This window comes from Ornithinibacillus gellani (assembly GCF_003730295.1).
Classification (GTDB): Bacteria; Bacillota; Bacilli; order Bacillales; family Amphibacillaceae; genus Ornithinibacillus_A; species Ornithinibacillus_A gellani.
Window position 1 is genome coordinate 281,509 of sequence record NZ_QTSZ01000037.1, and the last position, 22,505, is coordinate 304,013.

At 36.8% G+C, this 22,505-nt stretch carries 23 protein-coding genes; 5 read left to right on the top strand and 18 right to left on the bottom strand.

The window, feature by feature from the left end; translation table 11 throughout:
* Positions 1-63: 63 nt before the first annotated feature.
* The 4 genes from lepA to gpr form a co-directional block, all read right to left on the bottom strand.
* Positions 64-1,872 (bottom strand): translation elongation factor 4, encoded by a 1,809-nt coding sequence (gene lepA / locus DX933_RS11820; RefSeq protein ID WP_123316631.1) that lies wholly within the window; start codon positions 1,870-1,872, stop codon positions 64-66.
* Between the two features lie 206 nt (positions 1,873-2,078).
* Positions 2,079-2,390 carry a hypothetical protein gene (locus DX933_RS11825; RefSeq protein ID WP_123316632.1) on the bottom strand — a complete coding sequence of 104 codons (312 nt, stop codon included), beginning with the start codon at positions 2,388-2,390 and terminating at the stop codon, positions 2,079-2,081.
* Positions 2,391-2,395: 5 nt separating this feature from the next.
* A complete protein-coding gene (gene spoIIP, locus DX933_RS11830; RefSeq protein WP_123316633.1) occupies positions 2,396-3,559 on the bottom strand; it encodes a stage II sporulation protein P in 1,164 nt (387 codons plus the stop codon).
* A 183-nt stretch (positions 3,560-3,742) separates the two neighbouring features.
* Positions 3,743-4,837: a GPR endopeptidase gene (gpr, locus tag DX933_RS11835; protein ID WP_123316634.1), complete on the bottom strand. Its 1,095-nt coding sequence runs from the start codon at positions 4,835-4,837 to the stop codon at positions 3,743-3,745.
* Between the two features lie 172 nt (positions 4,838-5,009).
* Between gpr and rpsT the strand changes: the two genes are divergently transcribed.
* On the top strand, positions 5,010-5,273 hold the full coding sequence (gene rpsT, locus DX933_RS11840) for a 30S ribosomal protein S20 (RefSeq protein ID WP_123316635.1): 264 nt from the start codon (positions 5,010-5,012) through the stop codon (positions 5,271-5,273).
* Positions 5,274-5,351: 78 nt separating this feature from the next.
* Here the strand turns inward: rpsT and holA are convergent, their stop codons facing one another.
* On the bottom strand, positions 5,352-6,383 hold the full coding sequence (gene holA / locus DX933_RS11845; RefSeq protein ID WP_123316636.1) for a DNA polymerase III subunit delta: 1,032 nt from the start codon (positions 6,381-6,383) through the stop codon (positions 5,352-5,354).
* Between the two features lie 347 nt (positions 6,384-6,730).
* Between holA and DX933_RS11850 the strand changes: the two genes are divergently transcribed.
* Positions 6,731-6,865, top strand: coding sequence for a YqzM family protein (locus DX933_RS11850; protein WP_123316637.1), 135 nt, complete (start codon positions 6,731-6,733; stop codon positions 6,863-6,865).
* A 93-nt stretch (positions 6,866-6,958) separates the two neighbouring features.
* Here DX933_RS11850 and DX933_RS11855 read toward each other — a convergent pair whose 3' ends face one another.
* From DX933_RS11855 to DX933_RS11905, 11 genes are all read right to left on the bottom strand, one after another.
* Positions 6,959-9,244, bottom strand: a complete 2,286-nt coding sequence (locus tag DX933_RS11855; protein WP_123316638.1) for a DNA internalization-related competence protein ComEC/Rec2 — start codon at positions 9,242-9,244, stop codon at positions 6,959-6,961.
* Positions 9,245-9,248: 4 nt separating this feature from the next.
* A complete protein-coding gene (locus DX933_RS11860) occupies positions 9,249-9,815 on the bottom strand; it encodes a ComE operon protein 2 (protein ID WP_123316639.1) in 567 nt (188 codons plus the stop codon).
* Positions 9,816-9,913: 98 nt separating this feature from the next.
* Positions 9,914-10,504 (bottom strand): helix-hairpin-helix domain-containing protein, encoded by a 591-nt coding sequence (locus tag DX933_RS11865; protein WP_123316640.1) that lies wholly within the window; start codon positions 10,502-10,504, stop codon positions 9,914-9,916.
* 112 nt (positions 10,505-10,616) lie between these two features.
* Positions 10,617-11,372 (bottom strand): class I SAM-dependent DNA methyltransferase, encoded by a 756-nt coding sequence (locus DX933_RS11870; protein ID WP_123316641.1) that lies wholly within the window; start codon positions 11,370-11,372, stop codon positions 10,617-10,619.
* Between the two features lie 7 nt (positions 11,373-11,379).
* Positions 11,380-11,727: a ribosome silencing factor gene (gene rsfS / locus DX933_RS11875; protein ID WP_123316642.1), complete on the bottom strand. Its 348-nt coding sequence runs from the start codon at positions 11,725-11,727 to the stop codon at positions 11,380-11,382.
* Positions 11,728-12,300: a bis(5'-nucleosyl)-tetraphosphatase (symmetrical) YqeK gene (gene yqeK, locus DX933_RS11880; RefSeq protein WP_123316643.1), complete on the bottom strand. Its 573-nt coding sequence runs from the start codon at positions 12,298-12,300 to the stop codon at positions 11,728-11,730.
* Positions 12,293-12,856: a nicotinate-nucleotide adenylyltransferase gene (locus tag DX933_RS11885; protein ID WP_123316644.1), complete on the bottom strand. Its 564-nt coding sequence runs from the start codon at positions 12,854-12,856 to the stop codon at positions 12,293-12,295. The genes yqeK and DX933_RS11885 overlap by 8 nt, the downstream gene beginning before the upstream one ends.
* Positions 12,857-12,895: 39 nt before the next feature.
* Positions 12,896-13,189, bottom strand: coding sequence for a ribosome assembly RNA-binding protein YhbY (yhbY, locus tag DX933_RS11890; protein WP_123316645.1), 294 nt, complete (start codon positions 13,187-13,189; stop codon positions 12,896-12,898).
* Position 13,190: 1 nt separating this feature from the next.
* The gene (gene aroE, locus DX933_RS11895) at positions 13,191-14,036 is read right to left on the bottom strand and encodes a shikimate dehydrogenase (RefSeq protein ID WP_123316646.1); all 846 of its coding nucleotides are present in this window, start codon (positions 14,034-14,036) and stop codon (positions 13,191-13,193) included.
* 17 nt (positions 14,037-14,053) lie between these two features.
* Positions 14,054-15,154 (bottom strand): ribosome biogenesis GTPase YqeH, encoded by a 1,101-nt coding sequence (gene yqeH, locus DX933_RS11900; RefSeq protein ID WP_123316743.1) that lies wholly within the window; start codon positions 15,152-15,154, stop codon positions 14,054-14,056.
* A gap of 2 nt (positions 15,155-15,156) precedes the next feature.
* Positions 15,157-15,672, bottom strand: a complete 516-nt coding sequence (locus tag DX933_RS11905) for a YqeG family HAD IIIA-type phosphatase (protein WP_123316647.1) — start codon at positions 15,670-15,672, stop codon at positions 15,157-15,159.
* Positions 15,673-16,398: 726 nt separating this feature from the next.
* Here DX933_RS11905 and sda point away from each other — a divergent pair.
* The 3 genes from sda (at position 16,399) to DX933_RS11920 (ending at position 18,448) form a co-directional block, all read left to right on the top strand.
* Positions 16,399-16,539, top strand: a complete 141-nt coding sequence (sda, locus tag DX933_RS11910) for a sporulation histidine kinase inhibitor Sda (protein ID WP_123316648.1) — start codon at positions 16,399-16,401, stop codon at positions 16,537-16,539.
* Positions 16,540-16,768: 229 nt separating this feature from the next.
* Positions 16,769-17,782, top strand: a complete 1,014-nt coding sequence (locus DX933_RS11915; protein ID WP_123316649.1) for a DUF1646 family protein — start codon at positions 16,769-16,771, stop codon at positions 17,780-17,782.
* 291 nt (positions 17,783-18,073) lie between these two features.
* A complete protein-coding gene (locus tag DX933_RS11920; protein ID WP_123316650.1) occupies positions 18,074-18,448 on the top strand; it encodes a sigma-70 family RNA polymerase sigma factor in 375 nt (124 codons plus the stop codon).
* On the opposite strand, the gene DX933_RS11925 is transcribed toward DX933_RS11920, so the two are convergent.
* Together DX933_RS11925 and metE are read right to left on the bottom strand one after the other, a co-directional pair.
* Entirely contained in the window at positions 18,445-19,935 is a 1,491-nt protein-coding gene (locus tag DX933_RS11925) for a recombinase family protein (RefSeq protein ID WP_123316651.1), read from the bottom strand. The two genes, DX933_RS11920 and DX933_RS11925, sit on opposite strands and share 4 nt — an antisense overlap.
* 274 nt (positions 19,936-20,209) lie before the next feature.
* A complete protein-coding gene (metE, locus tag DX933_RS11930; RefSeq protein ID WP_123316652.1) occupies positions 20,210-22,501 on the bottom strand; it encodes a 5-methyltetrahydropteroyltriglutamate--homocysteine S-methyltransferase in 2,292 nt (763 codons plus the stop codon).
* Positions 22,502-22,505 lie beyond the last annotated feature (4 nt).

A 22,505-nucleotide genomic window follows, 5' to 3' on the forward strand; every position in this document is an offset into this window, starting at 1 on the left:
TATCCGTATAAAAGAAAAGAGGAAAATCTTTTGCAGCATATGCTAAAGATTCTCCTTTCGCAATTAATCGTCATCCATCTTAAGAACAGCCATGAATGCTTCCTGTGGTACTTCCACGGACCCTACCATTTTCATTCGTTTTTTACCTTCTTTTTGTTTCTCAAGTAATTTCCGTTTACGAGAGATGTCCCCACCATAACATTTTGCCAACACATTCTTTCGCATTGCTTTTATAGTAGAGCGAGCTACAATTTTATTTCCAATCGCTGCTTGAACAGGTACTTCAAATTGTTGTCTTGGAATCAAATCCCTCAGTTTGTCTACAATTTGTTTCCCTCTTTCATATGAAAAGTCACGATGAACGATAAAAGATAATGCATCAATTTTCTCTGCATTTAATAGAATATCCATTTTCACCAGACTGGATGGTTGATAGCCAATCACTTCATAATCAAATGAAGCATAGCCTTTCGTTTGTGATTTCAACTGATCAAAAAAGTCATATACAATTTCAGATAATGGAATATGATAAATTACATTCACACGAATATCATCCAAATATTGCATGTCAATAAACTGTCCACGTTTTTTCTGAGAAATTTCCATTACTGTTCCTACATAATCATTTGGAACCATAATGGTCGCCTTAACAAAGGGTTCCCTAATCTCTTCAATCACTTGAGGATCGGGCATCATGGATGGATTATCCACAATAATTGTCTCATGATTCGTTTGTTCCACCTCGTAAATAACACTTGGTGCTGTCGTAATTAATTCGATATTAAATTCTCTTTCGATACGTTCCTGGATAATTTCCATATGCAATAATCCGAGGAAACCACAACGAAAACCAAATCCTAGCGCTTGTGATGTTTCAGGTTCATATTCTAATGCGGAATCATTTAATTCTAATCTTTCCAACGCTTCTCGCAAGTCATTATATTTATTAGAATCAATTGGATACAGACCGCAGAAAACCATTGGATTTAATTTCCGATAACCCGGTAATGGCTCGTCAGCCGGGTCTTGTACATGTGTAATGGTATCGCCGACACGGGTATCACCCACATTTTTAATCGATGCGGTTAAATAGCCAACATCTCCAACATGAAGTGCATCTTTACTTTCAGGATTTGGTGTAAATACACCAACATCATTCACTTCAAATGTTTTACCAGTGGCCATCATTTTGATTTTATCACCGACTTTTACGGAACCTTCCTTCACACATACATATGCAATCACACCACGGTATGGATCATATAACGAGTCAAAAATTAAAGCTTTTAAGGGACTATCTTCATCACCAATCGGTGCGGGAACCGCCTCTACAACACGCTCTAGAATATCATCAATACCAATATTCGCTTTCGCAGAGGCTAAAATAACGTCATCTGGGTCAATCCCTATAACGTCCTCTAATTCTTTTTTTACACGTTCAGGATCTGCATTTGGCAAATCAATCTTATTGATAACGGGTATAATTTCAAGATCGTTGTCCATTGCCAAATATACGTTTGCCAATGTTTGCGCCTCTATACCTTGTGCGGCATCCACAACGAGGATTGCACCTTCACATGCTGCAAGACTTCTCGACACTTCATATGTAAAGTCGACATGCCCTGGTGTATCAATTAAATGGAATACATAGTCATCACCAGACTTACTCGTATAATGAAGCTGCACAGCATTCAATTTAATCGTAATACCACGTTCTCGTTCTAAATCCATCGCATCTAGTATTTGTTCTTTCATTTCTCTTTGAGTTAAAGCTTTTGTATTTTCCAATATCCGGTCGGCCAAAGTTGATTTTCCATGGTCGATATGGGCGATGATTGAAAAATTACGTACTTTATTTTGTTTTTTTACCATGAATGATGTCCACTCCTACATGTCTTCTAACATTCAATCGCAAAAGAAATAAACATTCGCTATTAAATAAATATCTACTCTCTGATACGTTGTCAGCTAGGATTGATTATAGCAATTGATACAGGCAGTTTCAAGGTTGAAATGTATAGGTACCTAGCATATTTACGAAATATATAGCGCCCATGAAAAAATTCATTCCAATACAATTAGAAAAATAACTTTGCAAATTGATACATTAATTGAACAATGATTTCAAAGAAACCCTTCATTCCAGCCTCTAATATGGATGCTGTTTTTTCGGTGAGCAATTGTTCTCTAGCTGGTGAAGGTTGTTGTTCCACAGCCGTTTGTTCTACTGTTGCAGTGCTTTTGTTTGTTGGTGTTTTTGTTTTCTGTGGTATTTCTATCGCAGCATCTGGTACTTCAGGCTGTGTCGATTTACTATGATCAACCCCATACAACACTCCACCTAAAAAACAAATAGCAAACAATAATAATATGGTAATAAGCCGAAACATAATTATCACTGCTCCGTTTCTTTATTTACTTTTTCAGCTTCCCAATAATAATCACTAAAAATATCTGCCAAAATATCAACTGTGCGATATATCTCTTCCAAAGTATTGTCTACTCCGCCAATTTCAATAATAATGGCATGATCAAATAAATCTTGATTAAAAACGCCATTCGTTTGCTTCCCTTCCTTTGGTAGAACATTTCGACTCAATCCGGGGTAATCTTTTTCCAGAAGTTTATGTAATGTCGCACCAAAAGCGGCATTTTTTTTGTAGTTCGGATTTTCTTTACCAATAACTATCATTATTTTTGCGTAATCTACCCCATCAATCGTTACAGTTGTGATATCTCGTCTCATCGAATCACGATGTAAATCAAATACATATTGAATATCTTTATTGGTAGCCAATGCTTCTTTGACAATATCTCGTGACGCTCGATAGGATTGTGGATACTCCCAGCCCTTCTTCTTTAATGCGAGCATCGTATCCGTTTGATCAACTTGTGCACCAATACCATTTGCTTGTAAAGCCTGTGCAAATCGGTCACTAGCTTTCGTAATATTAACCTCTTTATGCTGCGCCAAATTTGGGTCGGTTACACCAGGCAAATGCGGAAAAAATGATTCATAATTATGGGTATTATATATAAAAACCACATTTTTCTTACCTGTAGTCAGATTTCTTTCTGGGTTGGACGGATCATATGCTGGACTTTCTTCATCCATCACAGCTTCGCGATCTTTGATAATATCATCCAGAGGCGGTGGTGATTCATAAGCTAGCTCCATATGGCCAATTTCCTCACTCGCAGTAGCTTGCCATTGTTGATACATACCAATTCCCGGAAGTTCACTACCAAATAAACTTATTGGATCATCCGGTTTCATACTTGTTAACATTTGCAAGACCGTTTTTGTTCCCGGCAATTCAAATACATCGGAAAATTGTATTTGAAGCGCCGTGTTTTCCATCGCTAATAAATGAAAAAATGTGTTTGCTTCCATACGTTTCGTCCAATTCGATACGGTATCAGATGTCCAACGATTTGATGTCGTACTAGTAAGTAAACCAATCAAGAAAAATAAGGTGATAACTAACAATACAGAAAAACATAATTGTTTCATTAATAGTGGGAATCTGATTGACTTTATAGGAAATCTTCTATTCATTCTTCCACCTCTCTACTTCCAAATGACCTGTTTAATAGATTCTATGCAATTTCTAATTTAATAGACCATTTTTCAAGCGTGGAAATTGTTTTTTGGTTGATGTCCTTTTACCTCCGTGTGTAATATTTTCCAACAAAAAAACTGCAAGCATACTTTTTGCCTGCAGTTAAATCCAAGAATTATTCAGCGAGAATAAAATGCGAGGTTATCAACATCCACGGTTTCATGTAATGATGCATTAATTCCATTGGCTAATAAATGAGACATATCAATCATAAAACCGTCTACTTCTTTTGGTGTAACCATCATATTATGTCCAGTCGGTGTGAGCACTTCTTTAATAAGTGCACGTTTATCTTCTTCAGACAAAGTACCAATCATTCCCAGAAATGCTTGACGTTTTTCCGTATCGGGCATATGCTCTTCGGTTAATTTTGATTTACCAAAAGTAAAACCACCAGGTGATAATGCATTTGCAGGGCGATCTTTATCGCTCCATTCCTTTCCAAGATGCTTCAGCATATAATCGATTGTATCACTGGTGATCGTAACAGCATCAACTACTGTAGGAACCCCAATAGCAATAACTGGAACACCCAATGTTGCTTTACTCAATTCTTTTCTCTTATTACCAACCCCTGAGCCCGGGTGAATACCTGAATCCGAAATTTGAATCGTTTCATTAATCCTTTCAATTGATCGAGAAGCAAGTGCATCGACTGCAATAATAAAATCCGGTTGAAACTTTTCCACAATACCATGAATAATATTACTTGTTTCCATACCAGTTACTCCCATAACGCCAGGTGATACAGCTGAAACGGGACGGTAGCCTTCAGATACAGTTTCCATATTTAATTCAAATAGATGATTCGTTACCATGACTTTTTCAACAGTCATGGGACCTAGTGCATCTGGAGTAACATTCCAATTCCCCAACCCGACAATTAAGGCTTTTCCATCATCTGGAATATCATTATCTCGAATAAGTTGTTCTAGTTCCGCAGCTAATATTTTAGCTGCATTGGCTTGACTCTTTGTATCTTCATTTTTTACGCCATCAGCGTATATGGTGATATAGTTTCCGGGTTTTTTACCTATTTCCTTCCCACCTGCTTCATCAATTTGTACGTGGGAGACTTGTATCCCTGCTTCTGTCCGTTCCTTCGTAATAATACCTTGAATTTCTTTCGGTTTTTCTTGTTGTTTGATATACATGTCTTTTGCTTCAACTGCTAAATCTGTCCGAACACTGAAATTATTTTCATCTTGTTTCATAATTTCCATCCTTTCAATCCTATTCGGTTTTATTAGCGTATACAGTTGTAGCAAAAACATACTTTTAAACCAAATTTAATATCGTTCATAAATGTTGCGATTAATAAACTGAATTGGTAAAATAAAAATGTAGCTTTTACTTTATGTTTGATTATTTTCGGAGGTGTATGGAATGGCAAACACAGTATCGTCCAATAAGCGAGTTCGTATTAATCAAGACAAAAGAAAAGTAAACCAACGTACAAAATCTGATATGCGTACACAATTGAAGCATGTCAATGAGCTCATTGCCAGAAATGATTTGGAAGGAGCTAAGACTGCACAGCAAAAAGCTATCAAAAGCATTAATAAAGCCGTTAATAAAGGTGTGGTTCACAAAAACACCGGGAATCGTCAAAAAGCACGACTTGCGGCACGTATTGCCAATTTACAATAAAACATGGCGGTTCACTCGCTAACACATATGTTTAAAAAGCCTGCAATCGGACAAAATCCAATTTGCAGGCTTTTCATATTATGACAGTTTTACACTATCATCTTGAATTAAATTGTATAACAGTAATTCGAATGCCAGGTTCTTCTCCATTTTTCCTTGCTTCATCGCGGCATCTGTGTTGGCTAAATTATCCATAACTTGTTTAAGACGATCCATTGAAAACCTGCCTTCACGATTCCAGGCGATTTTTATCACATATGGATGGGCACCAATTTGTCTTTGAATTTGCTGCTGCGTGTAGCCCTTCTGCTTAAGTAACTTCACTCGTAACATGGTACGAAACTGAAAGGCAAGCAGGGCAATTAGAGCAATCGGTTCTTCCTTCATTATCTGTAATTCCTTAGAAATCGAAATTGCTTTATGTAGATTACGCTCGATTACAGCATCAGCCAGCATCATAGAGGAGCTGTTAGCCGTTCTAGATATCAAATCTGCTGCAATCTCTTTTGTCACAATCCCGTCTTCTCCAACGTAAAGGGCAAGTTTTTCTACCTCTGATTCCAGCATCTGAAGATTACCTGACAGTTCGGATTCAAATATCTCATATGCGTGTGAGTCGATTGTAATTCCTTTTGCTTTTGCCAATTGGTTGAGCCATTGATTGATATCTCCTGGTTTTACTGGATTACATTCTACTACTGTACCCCGTTTTTTAAGTAGCTTTACTAATTTTTTTCTTTCATCGACTTTTTCATAGGGAGCAATAATAACAAAAACGGAATAATCCACTGGCTGCTCTAAATAGCGTTCAAATGCCGTTAATTCATGCTCAAAAGCCAGCTTATCCGGCTTTGCTTTTAGAAATACTGGATTTGTAGCGATGATTAACTTTCTGTCACTAAAAAATGGATAGGTTTCCACATCTGCAATTACATCTTCTATGGGCGTTTCTTCCAGGTCATAGACAACCGCCTCTTCGTCTTTTGTCAAAACACTTTCAGCCAAAGTGGTTTTTGCGCGCTGGATAAAATATGATTCTGTACCATATAATAAACAAACAGATGGAATTTTTCCTTGTTTGATCCGTTTCAATAATTCATTAAAGTTCATGAAAACCACTCCGTTATCGTGATACCTTTAATCGTAATCTGTCTGTTTTAGAATAGCAAGTAAAAAAATGATGGGCCTGTCATAAACAGCCCCACCACTATCTATATTAACATTTCCAGTCATCATCTAATGACAAGAAATGATAGCTTTAGTTTTCTCCTTATGAACCATATTTATTGCTGACAACACCTTCTAAAGCTGGTGTGAGTTGCCAATATTTCTCGTAAATTCTAAGTCTTTTTATACCTATGACTTATCGGCAATCCAACTAGCGTGATTTTTGAGGTTACCGGTAGATTTTATTTTTAATTTGATTTATAATGTAAATGATATAGGAGGGGTAGATTATGAACGAATTTGAAAAAAACGTACAATCAAAAAATAGCGATGTCGTTGATTCCATCAAAGGATTTGGTTTTTCATTTCTGTTTTTTGTTTTAATCTTCGCAATCGGTGTCACCATTAGTGTTATTGGTTCATAAGTAAAATAACATTTTTCATGAGGGATAATCTCCCACCATACATAGTAAAAGAGACTGCATTTGCAGCCTCTTTTTTCGTTTTTACCGTTCATTTCATGGTTCTATTTGTAAATAGCTTTGAAATAGCCTGTTATTCTGTTTCCCTTCCTGATAACGATAAATAACCGCTCCGTGCTGAGGTGTTTGGAATACAAATATTCCTGCCTCATGCAATGTGGCTATTACCTCTGGTGCTGGATGACCATAACGGTTTTTAATCCCAGCTGAAATGAAGGCATATTTCGGCTGCACATGATTGATAAAATCTTTATCTGAAGATGATTTGCTGCCATGATGACCAATTTTGAGTACATCCACCGGTATATTTGGATTTTGCTCCAGTAAAATTTTTTCAGATGGCTTACCCGCATCCCCCATAAATAACCAATGTAAACCAGCAAATTCACTCTGGATTATAAGTGAATTCTCATTTGCATCTTTCTGATCAATAGATGGAGCAAGAACATTAAAAACATGGTCACCAATTTTCCAACTCTCGCCGCTTTTCACTCTCTTGATTTCGACATCCTTCATCCAATATTCATTTGGATAAAACGTGCTGACAAGAACTTGTTTCACACGAAAATCTTGAATCAAATACGGTATGCTACCTACATGATCCACATGCTCATGACTTGCAAAAATCGCGTCAATTTCATATATTCCTTTTACATGAAGATAAGGCTTCAACACTTGACGATACACCTTATCTGAAATCTTTTCATCCTGAAAATGAAAGGTTGCACCTGCATCAATCATAATCACACCCTTCCGATAAGGTAATTCGATTATAAATGCATCCCCCTGCCCCACATCCAGCATGGTAACTGTGCCTTCAGAAGAAAAATAGGGACGAATAAGCAGGATCATCATTATAAAAACTGCCATTGTGTGATAATAAAATGATCGTTTCAGGCGTCCACTTTGTGCAAACATCATTCCACAAATAAATACAGCGTAATATATTATCCCGAACAGAAATGGTACCTCACCAAATATCCAAGGGTAATTTGCAACTTGATCAATATAATTAATAAGTTGGATAACACTTGTCATCAACTTTTTGAAAACAATATCTATCAGATTGGGGATAACTGGAAGATAGACCATTATAGCTAATATAAACATAAGCGGAATTACAACAAATGAAAAGTAAGGTACAATTAATACATTTAAGAGAATAGACAGAGGCTGAACGATATAAAAGTAATGAAATTGTAAAGGCAGGATAATCATTTGTGATATGAAACTAATACGGAGCATGGAAATGAATAGACTTGGCGATTTTGCTATCCAAGCCGAAGATAATAATATGCCAAATGTAACTAGAAATGAAAATTGGAAACCGACATGATATATGAGGGATGGATTTAGAACAATTAACAGGATAAATACAATACTAATTCCATCAACTGTACTGATGTACATTCGCCATTTAGATAAAAGAATAAATAACAAAACCATCAGGCTTGCTCGCCAAACAGAAGGTTCACCGCCTGCAATGATCGCATAAATAGGTAAAAAGACAATCATCAACCAATCCGCTTTTTCTTTTGTTAAGATGCCCAGTTTTATACTAATAAAATAAAGCAGTCCAACAATTAATCCTATATGCAGTCCTGAAATGGCGAGTAAATGTGATAAACTCCAGCGCTGAAACATATCAATGGTTTCCTCAGATAACTTCGAGTCATCTCCCAAAACCAATGCATGAACCCACGAACTTGTGTGTTCACTGTACACAGCTGATACTTTTTCTTTCAATCTTGTCTGTAACTGATAAATATTGTGTAAAGGAGATGTCCCTTCGCACTGAACATCCTCTAATGAAGTCATTTCGAAACGAAAACGAATCCCTTTTTCTGCGAGATACCGTCCATAATTAAATTCACCAGGATTTCTAGACCCTTCCAGCTGCATTGCTCTACCCTTAATGGTACAAACGGCACCGGTGTAAATTCTGGTATGTAATTCCTTATTAGACTGCGACGGATTTGATAGATAATAATGTACCAAATATAAATCATTTTTCTGTTTATCAAGGAACTGAAATTGCAGCATTTTATCAGTAAATTGGACATTTCCTTTAATGGTTCCAGACATGAACCGAATACTTTCATTAGGCGGTGTCTCAAACTGATTAGAAATGGTGGGGATATAGTATGAAAAAAAGAGGAAGCATAGGAAGGAGATGATAACCAGTAGTTTTCGAAGTCGTTTAGTAACATACAGGAGCACAAGCCATGCTATAAACATGATAGGGATTATCATTTGATTAAACATGGTGTTCAGTGCCCCTGCTGCTACTGAAATCGCAACAATATGCCAATTGCCTCGCATCTATTTAATTTGCAAAAATTTGATGAGCTTGATGTTGTATAGATGCCAAGGTATCATCGTCTAATTGTTCCTTGTCCCCCAATAACTGAATCAGCTGCTTCACAAATGCTTGTTTTTCCTGGAAGTTTGTATCTACAGCCAAATCCTTTAATTCCACTTTTTTCGTTTCTACTCCTGCCTCATCAAACAATTGTACTGCATATGGATGATTTTTATAATCCGCTGCATAATATACCGTTTTAATTCCACTTTGGATTAACTGCTTACAGCATTGGAGACAAGGAAAATGCGTCACATAAATATCAGCATTTTCTGTAGGTACACCGAATTTCGCACATTGCAATAAAGCATTTGCTTCCGCATGAACCGTTCGTACGCAATGACCGTCAATGACATAACACCCATCATCTACACAATGAACACTACCAGATACGCTGCCATTATATCCTCCTGCAATGATCCGTTTATCACGAACAATGGTAGCACCAACCATTAATCTTGTACATGTACTACGTAAAGAAAGCAAATGACTCTGTGCCATAAAATATTGATCCCATGATATTCTATCCATCTTCATTCCTCCCTGTAACATTCTTTCCCTATTTCAGTCATTATCTGTTTGATTAAGCACTTTCAGTTTATAGCGAAGATAGCCTTCCCGTCAATTACTTATGGAACTTGGATTGCATCACGAATATTTTCCAGCGTTTTCTCTCCAATTCCACTAACTTCTAGTAAATCTTCTATTGTTTTAAAAAAACCATGCTCATCACGATGTGCAATGATTGCCTGTGCCTTGGAGGGGCCAATACCATTTAACGTTTGTATCTCCTCCTGACTCGCATAATTTATTCGAACCTTGTCCCCTGCTTGATCATTTATGGCTAACTTCTGGTTCTCATCTCCTTCTCTCGGTACGTTTATTATCATTTCATCCTGTACTTTTTGTGCTAGATTAACACTGGACTGATCCGCATCGTCTAAAAATCCACCTGCCATTTGAATCGCGTCATGTATTCTTGCATTATGTATTAGTTCATAAACACCAGGATTTGCAACTGCACCTTTAATATCCACTAGTACTTGCTCCGATGTCGTCTCATTAACTGGATTAGACTCACTAAATTCTTGGTTTTCATCGGGAGCAGCTTCCAGTAATGTACCACCAGCTGTTTCATCATCTTTGATTATAAATAAAAAAACGAGTAAAACCACGCCGATTATTATTGGAAATAAATGTTTTTTGAGGTTTTCAATCATTGAGGCACAACCTTTCAGGGGTATTAAGAAGGGCAAAGGGGGATTTCTATAATATATGTTTCGACAAATGTTACATTAATCCTGCATAAATAAAAACGATCAGAATCTCCATTTATTCTGATCGTTTTTCTGCTATAAATATAATTCGTTCTGCATCATCTGGTAAAATTTGATTTTCTAATTGAAAATCACCAATAATACGAGTAATTTGGAAGCCCGTCCTATTTAATAATTTTTTATAAACTTCAATAGGAAAGGTTTGCTGATGATGATATTCATCGTGCCTTGCATAACTGCCATTACTTTGCTTACTAAAAAAGGTAATGTCATGAAACATTTCACCTTGCTTATTTCCTTCTGAACATAACCAAATATAAGAACTGTCATCCGTTACATCGGCAAACGTTTGATTAACCATGTTTTCCCGGACATGGTATAAAGAATGAACATCAAACAAAAACATTCCGCCATCCTTGAGTGTTGAAGCAGCACCCGAAAAAACACGTAATAGATCTGCTTCCGTATGAATATAATTCACTACATCACAAAAGCTAATAGCCGCGTCTTGGTCTTGAATACCTTCTATCTCTCGTATATCTTGATTGAGCCAAGTAATAGGTAAATGAAAGCGGGCTGCTTTTTCCGCAGCTACAGAAAGCATCTGATCTGACAGGTCAATACCGGTCATTGTATAGCCTTTTTGTGCAAGTTTAACCGTAATTTCCCCAGTTCCACAGCCCAAATCAACGACTCGTTCTGCTGACACTTCCATATCCTGTAAGACATTTTCGGTGACACGCACCCACTCATCGTAAGGGGCTATCTCCATAAATTGGTCATAAAAGATTGCCATATCCTCATAAGTCATGTCAATACTATTCCAATTCTAGAGATACAGGAGCTGCATCTCCCCACAATCTCTCTAAATTATAGTAACTTCTCTCATCTTTATGAAACACATGACAAACAATATCTCCAATATCAACAAGTACCCATCTTCCTTGCTCTAAGCCTTCCATTCTTTTAATGGTGACTTCTTGTTCATCTAGCGCATCCTTTATCCCTCTTGCAACTGCCTGAACCTGTCTTTCAGTATTACCATGACAAATTAAAAAATAATCAGCAACTAAAGATAATTCGTCCATATCTAAGGCAATGATATCTTCCGCTCGCTTATCATCACATGCTTTAGCCGCTAATTGCAGTACATCTATTGCTTCCATTTACAAACCTCCATTTATTTTTCTTGTTAAATCATTATATGCGAAAAAGCTATCCGGATAAACGGATTGATTTTGACTTAGTAAATAATGAATTGTACGTTTTGATATTTCTTGAGCTGCAAGCGTTATATTCTCTTTTGCCATTCCCCTGACTTCCTCTACACCAGGAATTTCCCTACCGGGCTCTATATAATCTGCTACAAAAAGTATCATCTCAAACAAACTCATATGTGCCCTGCCTGTTGTATGGTATCGAATCGCACGAAGAATATCAGGATGATCGATACCATATTCCTGCTGAATTAGTATTGCACCAACAGGACCATGCCATAATTCTGTATGGTAATGAAGCAAGTCTTTTGGGAGCGTTGAATTGATAATAATTCTTTTCATTTCGTCTAGATTTCGATATTTTGCATAATCATGAAAAATTGCTGCTAATTCCATGTTTTCAGCAGCAATGTGATACGTTTTTGCAAGCTCTAATGCTGTGTCCATCACACGAATTGTATGCTGAAATCGCTTTTCAGGAAGATGTTGTTGGATACAAGCAATTGCCTCCGTTTTATTCATATAAACCATGCTCCTTTATAAATGAATAAACGTCTTTAGGTACTAAATAACGAATTGACTTCCCTGCTGCAGCTCGTTCACGAATAAAAGTCGAGGAAATATCAATCGCTGGAACATCAATGATCTGAACGGGAAAGGCAGTTTCCAATGTATAGCCACTTCGTTTTACCCCAACAAACTTTACTAATTTAACAAGCTCCTCAATTTGATACCACTTCGGCAAATACGCAACCATATCTGCTCCTATTAAAAAATAAAATTCATACGACGGATATTGTTCAACAAGCGTGCTCACAGTGTCCATTGTATATGATTTACCCATTCGTTCCAATTCAATGGTATTCATTTTAAAATGTTCATGATCCGCTGTTGCTAGTTCTAACATATGCTGTCTGTGAGACACAGATATAGCAGAAGCTTGTTTATGTGGCGGCTCATATGTCGGAATAAACCAAATTTCATCTAATTCAAGCGTATCTCGCACATATTCCGCAATGATAAGATGACCCATATGAGGCGGGTCAAACGTGCCACCTAATAATCCAATTTTCTTCATTTTCCCATACACCTTCCCTTATACCGACGGGATTTACTACTATTGTGGAAGCTGAATTTGTTGATTGTCTTTTGATGGTTTATATAAAACAATAATATTTCCAATAATTTGTACAACCTCACTTGCTGTGCCATCTTGAAGTTCTTGTGCAACAGTTTCTTTGTCGTCTAAACAATTTTGTAAAATATTAACTTTAATTAACTCACGCTTTTCCAATGCTTCACCAATCTGGATTAGCATATTTTCATTTACCCCATCTTTACCTACTTGAAAAATAGGATCAATATGATGTGCCTTCGCACGTAAAAATCTTTTTTGTTTTCCTGTTAACATGTTAATTACCCTCCAATTTCAATTGCAGCTTTTTTTCTAAATCTTCTACGTCAGTATTCTTTCCAGTCCATATTTCAAAGGCCGCCTGCGCTTGATAAAGTAGCATCGTATGACCGTGGTGAATGTGAGCCCCTCGATTTTTAGCATCTAGTAAAAAAGACGTCATAATTGGTTGGTATACGATATCACTCACAATACTACTTGTTTGCAAATTATCCAAAGAAATTATTTGTTCATGCTCATCTGGTTTCATTCCAACTGAAGTCGTTTGAATAATGACATCATATTTTCCAAGTTGTAATTCAGCATCTTCTATTTTTAGTATGGTGGATTCTACATGCCCTTTATGCATATGTGTGATATTACGTGCTCGAGCAGTTGTACGATTAGCAATATCTATCTTGGTCATACCTGAGCGGGCTAATCCATCATAAATACCCCTTGCCGCACCACCTGCTCCAATAATGAGTATATGAGGATTTTTCCCTGAAAAAATTTTTGGATATGCTTGCTTCAATGATCGCACATAGCCAATGCCATCTGTGTTATAACCAATCCACTTATCATGTTGTATCACAACCGTGTTCACTGCACCTACACCAGCCGCAGATGCATCCAAATGATCCAAAAATGGTATGATAGCTTCCTTATAAGGTACGGTAACATTAAAACCATGTATGGAAGATGCTTTTAATTGTTTCATTTGCTCATGAAACAACTCATTTTTTTCGACTTCCAATAACTGATAAGTACCTTGCAAGCCAGCTTTCTCCAATAAATGGCTATGTATCCATGGAGATAGCGAATGCTTAATTGGACTGCCTATCAGCCCCAATTGATAATTCATACATCCCGCCCCTTTATTTATAGCAATGATTTTCTAACGGATATAGACACACCTTTAGGTGCAAATGCATCGATTGATTTTTGCTCATCTAATACGCTAACCCATCCAAGTCCAGGAAACACAATATCCGTTCTTCCTTCTTTAATTCGGAAAGAACTCCGAACAAGCAGCGGCAGCATGGTTAATGTATCTTTATCTGGCGGCGATAGCATTTCACCAATATGTTTGTTATATAATTCATCTGCATTTTCCAGCTTGGTACGATGTATCGGTAATCCATTCGCAAAATAACATACAAAGGATGTTCTTTCCCCTTTTACAAAATCCAGTCGTGCTAATCCACCAAAAAATAAAGTTTGACCACTATTTAATTGAAAAATACGAGGCTTAATCTCTTTGTTCGGTGTAATTATTTTTAAATCTTGATTCGATACATAATGTGCCATTTGCTCGTGATTAACAATACCAGGCGTATCAATAAGAGAAGCATGATCATCTAAAGGAATTTCAATAAAACCAAGAGTAGTTCCTGGAAAATAAGAAGTTGTAATCACATCATCCATCCCAATAGACTGATCAATCAATCGATTAATAAACGTCGACTTGCCAACATTTGTCGTTCCTACAATATAAACGTTTTGTTTGTTACGATAATGGTCAATTAAGGAACCAAGCTCCTGAATGCCGTCTCCTTTTTTCGAGGAAATAAGCGCAACATCCTCCACTTTAATACCTGCTGCTTTGACTTTGCTTTGTAACCACTGTGTCAGTTTACGACGATTGGTTGATTTTGGAAGTAAATCTATTTTATTTGCAACCAATAATATGGGATTATCACCAGTTATTCTTGGTAAACTACTGATCAAGCTTCCTTCTACATCAAAAATATCAATTAAATGGACGACAAGCCCTTTTGTATCTCGTATACTTGCCACCATTTGCAAAAAGTCATTATCGGTTATCTCAACATCTTGAAGCTCATTGTAATGTTTTAATCGAAAACATCTTTTACATAAAAGCGTCTCCTTTTTCAATGAAGAAGCAGGCGTATATCCCGGCATTTTTGGGTCATCTGTTTGAATTTTCGCGCCACATCCCTGGCAGTATAATTCTTCCACATTTATTCCTCCCATGTAATTTTCCCCTTTTTCCGGAAATAGTTCAAAATCTTTCTTTCCATCATTCGATTCACTCTTGTAATTTTTTCGTCCGTTTGAACAATTGGAACAACTAATATCGTATAAAAGCCGGCTCGATTTCCTCCCAATACATCCGTCATTAGCTGGTCTCCTATGACAACAACCTGATCCCGTTGTAATTCCATTTCCTTTGCAGCAGCTATAAAAGCTCTGCGTAGCGGTTTTCGGGCACTGAACATGAAAGGTACGCCAAGTGGTTCTGAAAAAATTTGGACCCGCTCCTGTTTATTATTAGATATTATTGTAACTTTTATATTTTCCTCTTGCATGGATTCTAACCATTCCACCACCTGTGGGGTTGCATTCTTTACATCCCATGGAACAAGTGTATTATCCAAGTCCGTTATGATTCCACGAATTCCCATTTCTTTTAAGGCAGTTGGATTAATTTCGAATATAGATTTCACATGTTGATTTGGCAAAAAATATTTAAGCAAGTTCAAGACACCTCAATTTTCCTTCTCTGTCATCCTAGACCTCATTCATAGGTTTGATTGCAGTCAATATGGGTAATTATACAATATAAATCCATCCTATCGTACTATTTACGCTAAATAAAGCAAATTTATCACAGATTAACTGGCTGTAAGACCCCCACTCCAATATTCTTTATTGATAGCAAGAATTGTAAGCGGAGGGTCAACAGCCAGTAAAGGCCTGATTGGTTCAACTAACAATCCGTTGGGGAAGGGCCAAAACCCCACGGATTGAAGTTTCACTTTATCACAGATTAACTGGCTGTAAGACCCCTACTCCAATATTCTTTGTCGATGGCAAGAATTGTAAGCGGAGGGTCAACAGCCAGTAAAGGCCTGATTGGTTCAACTAACAATCCGTTAGGGAAGGGCCAAAACCCCACGGATTGAAGTTTCACTTTATGGATGGGTTGTTCAAATTTCGTAGAGTTCTGTTAAATATGTAAGAATCTTGGATAAATCGTTCGACAAATTCCTTCTTTTTTTGCGCTGTGGATAACTTTATCAACATAATCCACAATGAAATTACAAGCTTTACGAGGATTATTGTTTCTTTATCAACAAGTTATTAACATCCTTCTGTTAATAACTGTAACTTGTCCGGTTTGTTTATTCGTGATAAATTGAAATTACTAAAACTTTGACTCGTGGAGAAATAGTTTAATTAAGATTAGGAGGGCTGCACGAATGGAGCATTTGTCAGATGAATTATTAATTGAATCATTCTATAAGGCAAACGAATTAAAATTAAGCCCCGATTTTGTAGCATTGATTAAAGAAGAAATTTCACGTAGGAATTTAGCACATCGAATCAAATATACGAGTTAAGACCGACTCCAACATAGACGGAGGCGGTCTTTTTTTCATATAATTATTTAAAATAAAGGCTTTATATTTGTCACTTTACGTGTATCACACAAGAGATAACTTTTTGTTTTGTATTTTTTCATCGTGTAAAATAATTCTATAATCAATTAAATTCCAGCTGATTGGGTATATACTAAAATGAATGTATAGATTTATTTCAGCAAAAATCAACTTGTAAAGGATCGATGATATGATACTTGGATTAACCATTGTTTTAATTCTTGTCTTATTCTTGCCATTCTCTGTTAAACTTGTCGAACGAAATCTCGAAGTTTTCCTATTTATCATGGGAGTATCCGCTGCTATCATTAGTGGGGTGCTAGACAAGCAATTAATATTGAAAGCTTTAGAAGACCCAATTTACATCACTTTAGCTGTACTTGTAGCAGGGCTATTATTTAGATGGTTTAAAGAACCAATGGAGAAAGGTATTATTGGAACAAGCAAAGCCATGCCATTCGGTTTATTTATTGCTTTATTCGTAATTATTCTAGGACTTATCTCTAGTATCATTACCGCCATTATTGCTGCGATTATTTTAGTAGCGGTTGTTACCGCATTACCATTGGATAGAAAGTCAGAAATTCGCTTGGTCATTCTTGCATGTTTTTCTATCGGAATGGGTGCAGCACTTACACCAATTGGCGAACCACTTTCTACGATCACAATTAGTAAATTGAATGCCGATTTCTTTTATCTAATTCGGCTAATTGCCATCGATATTATACCGGCAGTGATTATTTTCGGTATTTTAGCTGCTGTATTGGTCAAACAAGGTATATCAGATGACAGCCTTGCAGCAAATTCCACCAAAGAGTCCTATTTGGAAATCATCATACGAAGCCTTAAAATTTATTTATTCGTTATGGCGTTAACTCTTTTGGGAGCTGGCTTTGAACCGTTTATTGAAAAATATTTATTGGGATTGAGTCCACTCATTTTATACTGGATCAATATGATTTCTGCCATTCTGGATAATGCTACATTGGCTGCTGCCGAAGTAAGTGTAGCTATGGAGCCACAAACCATTAAAGCTATTCTATTAGGCTTATTAATTAGTGGTGGCATGTTGATACCAGGTAATATCCCTAACATCATTGCAGCCGGAAAATTAAAAATCACAAGCTTAGAGTGGGCACGATTTGGTGTGCCGATTGGTTTAATTGCAATGGTTACTTATTTCTTGATTATTTTATTCTTTTAAAATTAACACGATGAATTACAGACCGCTCCGGAAGTGTACAGAAATCTTGAAAAAGTACTGGCTCACAAGCCAATTATTATGTTTCATTTCAAGATTTCCCATTCCATGTACATTTTCCGGGGCTTATTTTATGCTATATGTCGATCTCCTTTTCGATCATACTTATCCCTTGTTATATCAAATTTACGATTCGCCACACTGTCCTTCTGATGGACATACACAATTTAGATAATGTTACATATGAATGGTGTATAGGCAAATGCCCAACAGGCCATAAGGAGGTGTTTCATATTGTCTGGAATCTTAAGTGTCTTGGCATTACTTGTGAAAGAAGCTGTATTTTTTGTCTCCTACGTGAAAAACCATGCATTCCCACACCCGCTATCCTCTGAAGACGAAGCAAAATATATAAAGGAAATGCAAAACGGTAGTGAAACAGCGAGAAATAAGCTAATTGAGCATAACCTTCGTCTTGTAGCTCATATTGTTAAAAAATTTGAAAATACCGGGGAAGAGGTAGAAGATTTAATATCCATAGGTACCATTGGGCTTATTAAAGGTATTGAAAGCTACTCAGCGGATAAAGGAACAAAGCTTGCTACGTACGCTGCAAGATGTATTGAAAATGAAATTGTAATGACAAAAGGGTACCACCGTTTATTTTAAAACGTGGTGATTCGAATCATATCTGCATGAATGACTTCGACTTCCTGTATCAGCATACGTATAATGGTCTGCTTTTCGGTTATGGTTAATCTTCTTTCCTCCTGAGATAATGTACGTTTTACTACCTCTCTCCAATTCGATATCCTCGGTTTTGTATCTTGTTTGTTTATTTTGTTCATTAAGACCTGCCATTTATGTAGCATTGATTTCTCCTCATCTTGCAATTGTTTAAGCTGATATTTTATTTCCTGTAAATCAATTTCATCTCCTATACCAATTAATTGTATGATCCGTTTCTGTGCTAATCTTACGTGATGGATCTTTGTCTGCAGGTGGTCGATTTCAGCTTGTGATTGTACTTTATTCGGAGTGTATATAAGTGATTTAAGTTGAGGGGAACTTGCTATTTTAGATTCTATTGTTGTCCATACTTGATGATTTAATTTACTTTCGCTCATCATCCTGCCGCAACCTTTTGATTTCGCTCCAGCATAATTTTTCTTACACACATAAACAAAATAATCTTTACCATGAGATTTCGTTCTTCTGCCATTCATCGTCTCACCGCATCGTCCACACCTTACGAGGCCAGATAATAAATATGGATGGCGATTGTAACCGGCATGTCTTCTTCTGGCATTTTTGAGTAGGGCTTGGGCGATTTTAAATTGTTTTGGTTCAATAATTCGTGGAATGTTTGTTTCAACCCATTCTTCTCTTGGTCTAAGCCTGCCGGTTTGGTAAGGCTCTCCAGCTTGTTTTCTTACATAATCTCCTTCTGTATCATGTTTATTTTGATAATATGTACCTGTATATGCTTCATTTAATAATATTTGTCTCACAACTTGACGATGCCAGACACTTGCTCCTCTTTTTGTTGGGACTCCTAGTTCTGTTAAATGTCGTGCAATCCCATTCACACCTTTAAAATTAGAATCTGGACTTGTGAAATAATTAAATATCATTTGTACCACTGCTGCTTCTTGTTTATTAATCTGGTACATATTTTCCGCTTTACTATAATCATATCCATACAAGCCACTATTCTTTACGACTAATCCAGATTTTGCTTTTCGATATCGACCAGTCATCGTATTATGTTTGATTTTTGCTTTATCAAATTCTGAAAAAGCACCCCTTACTTGAAAATATAATTGTCCTTCCGCATCATTTTGATAATTACTTTTTACAAATGCCAAGTGAACTTGGTTTTGTTCCAGCTTTTCCGTAATAAGTAACTGATTTAATAATTTACGTGATAATCTGTCTGGGTCGTAACAAATAACCTTTGTGATCAGGCCTGCATCGACATCGTTCAACATTCGGGTCAGAGCAGGTCTATTCAAGATTTCACCGGTATATCCTTCATCAATATAAGCGGACCATTCATCCGTATTTGCTATTTCCTTACAATCCTCAATTTGACCTGCTATACTGAACCCCTTCAACTGTTCCTCTGTTGATACCCTTGCATAAATCGCTATCATCGTTATCAAGTTGCTCCTCTCGGCTCCGTTCTAAAATATATTGTAGACAGTCCTTCATTCTTTGTTCAAAATATGGCCCTTTATCAAATTTAACCTCCATTTTACATCACTCCCTTTTACAAGGTATGTGATGCATGTTTGTCCGTATTCAAATGCGATTGCAATTCAGTATAGAATAAACGAAAGCAAAGGACACATGGAATCCTTTACTTTCGTTATGAAAAACTTTAACTATCCGAGCTTATTTTCAAAACTGATCCTACATGAGAGGGTGTTATTGTTTTAAAGTAGTTAATTGATCTTGTCTAACTTCCTTCGCTGCTTGCACCATCACTTTTAAGGCATCGATTGTTTCTGGTTCTTTTCTTGTTTTTAGTCCACAGTCCGGATTAACCCAAAATTGAGTCGGAGAAATACTTTGTAAAGCCCGTTCAATATTTGCCTTTACTTCTTCAACGGAAGGGATACGTGGACTATGAATATCATAGACTCCTAAGCCAATTTCTTTTGTATACGTATTCTGTTCAAATGTTGATACGAGTTCGCCATGACTACGTGATGTCTCAATAGAAATAACATCGGCATCTAAAGCATCAATACAATCAAATATATCTTCAAAATTAGAATAACACATATGGGTATGAATCTGTGTTCCTGCCTTAACTGTTGCTGTAGCTAGGCGAAATGCATAGGCTGAAGCATCAAGGTATTTCTTCCATTTTTCCTGATTCAATGGGAGCCCTTCTCTTAATGCTGGTTCATCAACCTGAATAATTTTTATGCCATTTTCCTCCAGTGCTTCAATTTCCTTTTGTAAGGCAAGCGCAATTTGCTTCATAATGTCATAGCGCGGTGTTGTATCATGAACGAACGACCAATTTAGTATGGTTACTGGACCAGTTAACATTCCTTTTACCGTTCGCTCTGTTAAGGATTGGGCAAATACACTCTCCTTTACAGTAATTGGCTGCTCCCATGATACGTCTCCAAAGATAAGTGGTGGTTTCACACATCTGGAGCCATAGGACTGGACCCACCCATATTCTGTCACACTAAATCCTTTCAATTTTTCGCCAAAATATTCCACCATATCATTTCGTTCAAATTCTCCGTGAACCAACACATCGATATCCAGTTCTTCCTGGATGGTAATCCAACGTTGTATCTGGCCCTTAACAAATTGCTCATATGCCGCGTCCGTAATTTTGCCTTTCCTCCATTTTGTTCGCGTACTTCTAACTTCAGGCGTTTGCGGTAAGCTACCAATCGTCGTAGTAGGAAGTAATGGCAGTTTCAGGCTTTCTTGCTGTGTTTTTATTCGATCTGGAAAAGCAGTATCTCTGCTTGCATCCTCTGATGTAAGATCCGTAATTTTATTTCGAACGGATTGATTAGAACGATAGGTTGCATGTAAATTATTTAATGCAGCTGTCGCACTTTCTATTTCCTTAGCAATCGCGTGTCTCCCGGACTTTATTCCTTTGGTTAGTGTTACCACTTCGTGAATCTTATCATCCGCAAAGGATAGACCATCTAAAATAACTTGATCCAGCTTTTTTTCTAATGATTTTGTGACAGGTACATGTAATAATGATGAAGAAGGCTGTACGATTAGCTGTTCTTCATGTACAAAACGTTTAATCGTTTCAAGCAAGCTTAATTTATCTTCTAGATTTGCCAGCCATACATTTCTACCGTCCACAATTCCTGCGGCCAATACCTTATCTTTTGGAAATCCATATTCCGTTAAAAGCTTCAGGGAATCCCCGTGAACAAAATCAAGACCAATTCCCTTTACTGGTAAGTTTTTGATTCTGTCATAATGGAATACTTTTTCAAAATATGTCTGAAAAATAATATTTATTGCTGGAACCTGGTTTGCAAAATGGTTATATACTTTTTCTGCGATACGAATAATTTCCTCTGGTACATCCGTTGAAAAAATGGGTTCATCCAACTGGACCCAGGTTGCACCTGCATCCGCTAACTCCTGCAACACTTGAGTATATAACGGTAGAAATGTATCAACTACCGCCTCAAAATCACTTCCATCGTATCCTTTAGACAAGGATATGTAAGTGATAGGGCCTAAAATAACAGGTTTCCCATCAATTCCAAGTTTTTCTTTTGCTTCATTGTAATAGGTTAAGGCACGATTTTCCACCAATGATGGTTTCATGCCATTTAATTCAGGGACAATATAATGGTAATTTGTATTAAACCATTTCGTCATTTCTGAAGCTACAGCATCGTCCACTCCACGTGCAATAGCAAAATACGTATCTAAATCTACTTTTCCACCTTCATAGGAGAAACGTTCTGGTACAACACCAAATGAAATAGATGTATCCAAAACATGGTCGTATAATGAAAAGTCACCAACAGGAATTAAATCAATACCTTGCTGCTTTTGTTTTTTTAAATTATGGAGCCTAATTTCATCTGTGATATGAATTAATTCTTGTTCTGAAATATTACCATTCCAAAAGTTTTCCAATGCCCGCTTCCATTCGCGGTTTTCTCCAATACGCGGATATCCTAAGTTAGAGCTTTTAATTGTCGTCATCTCT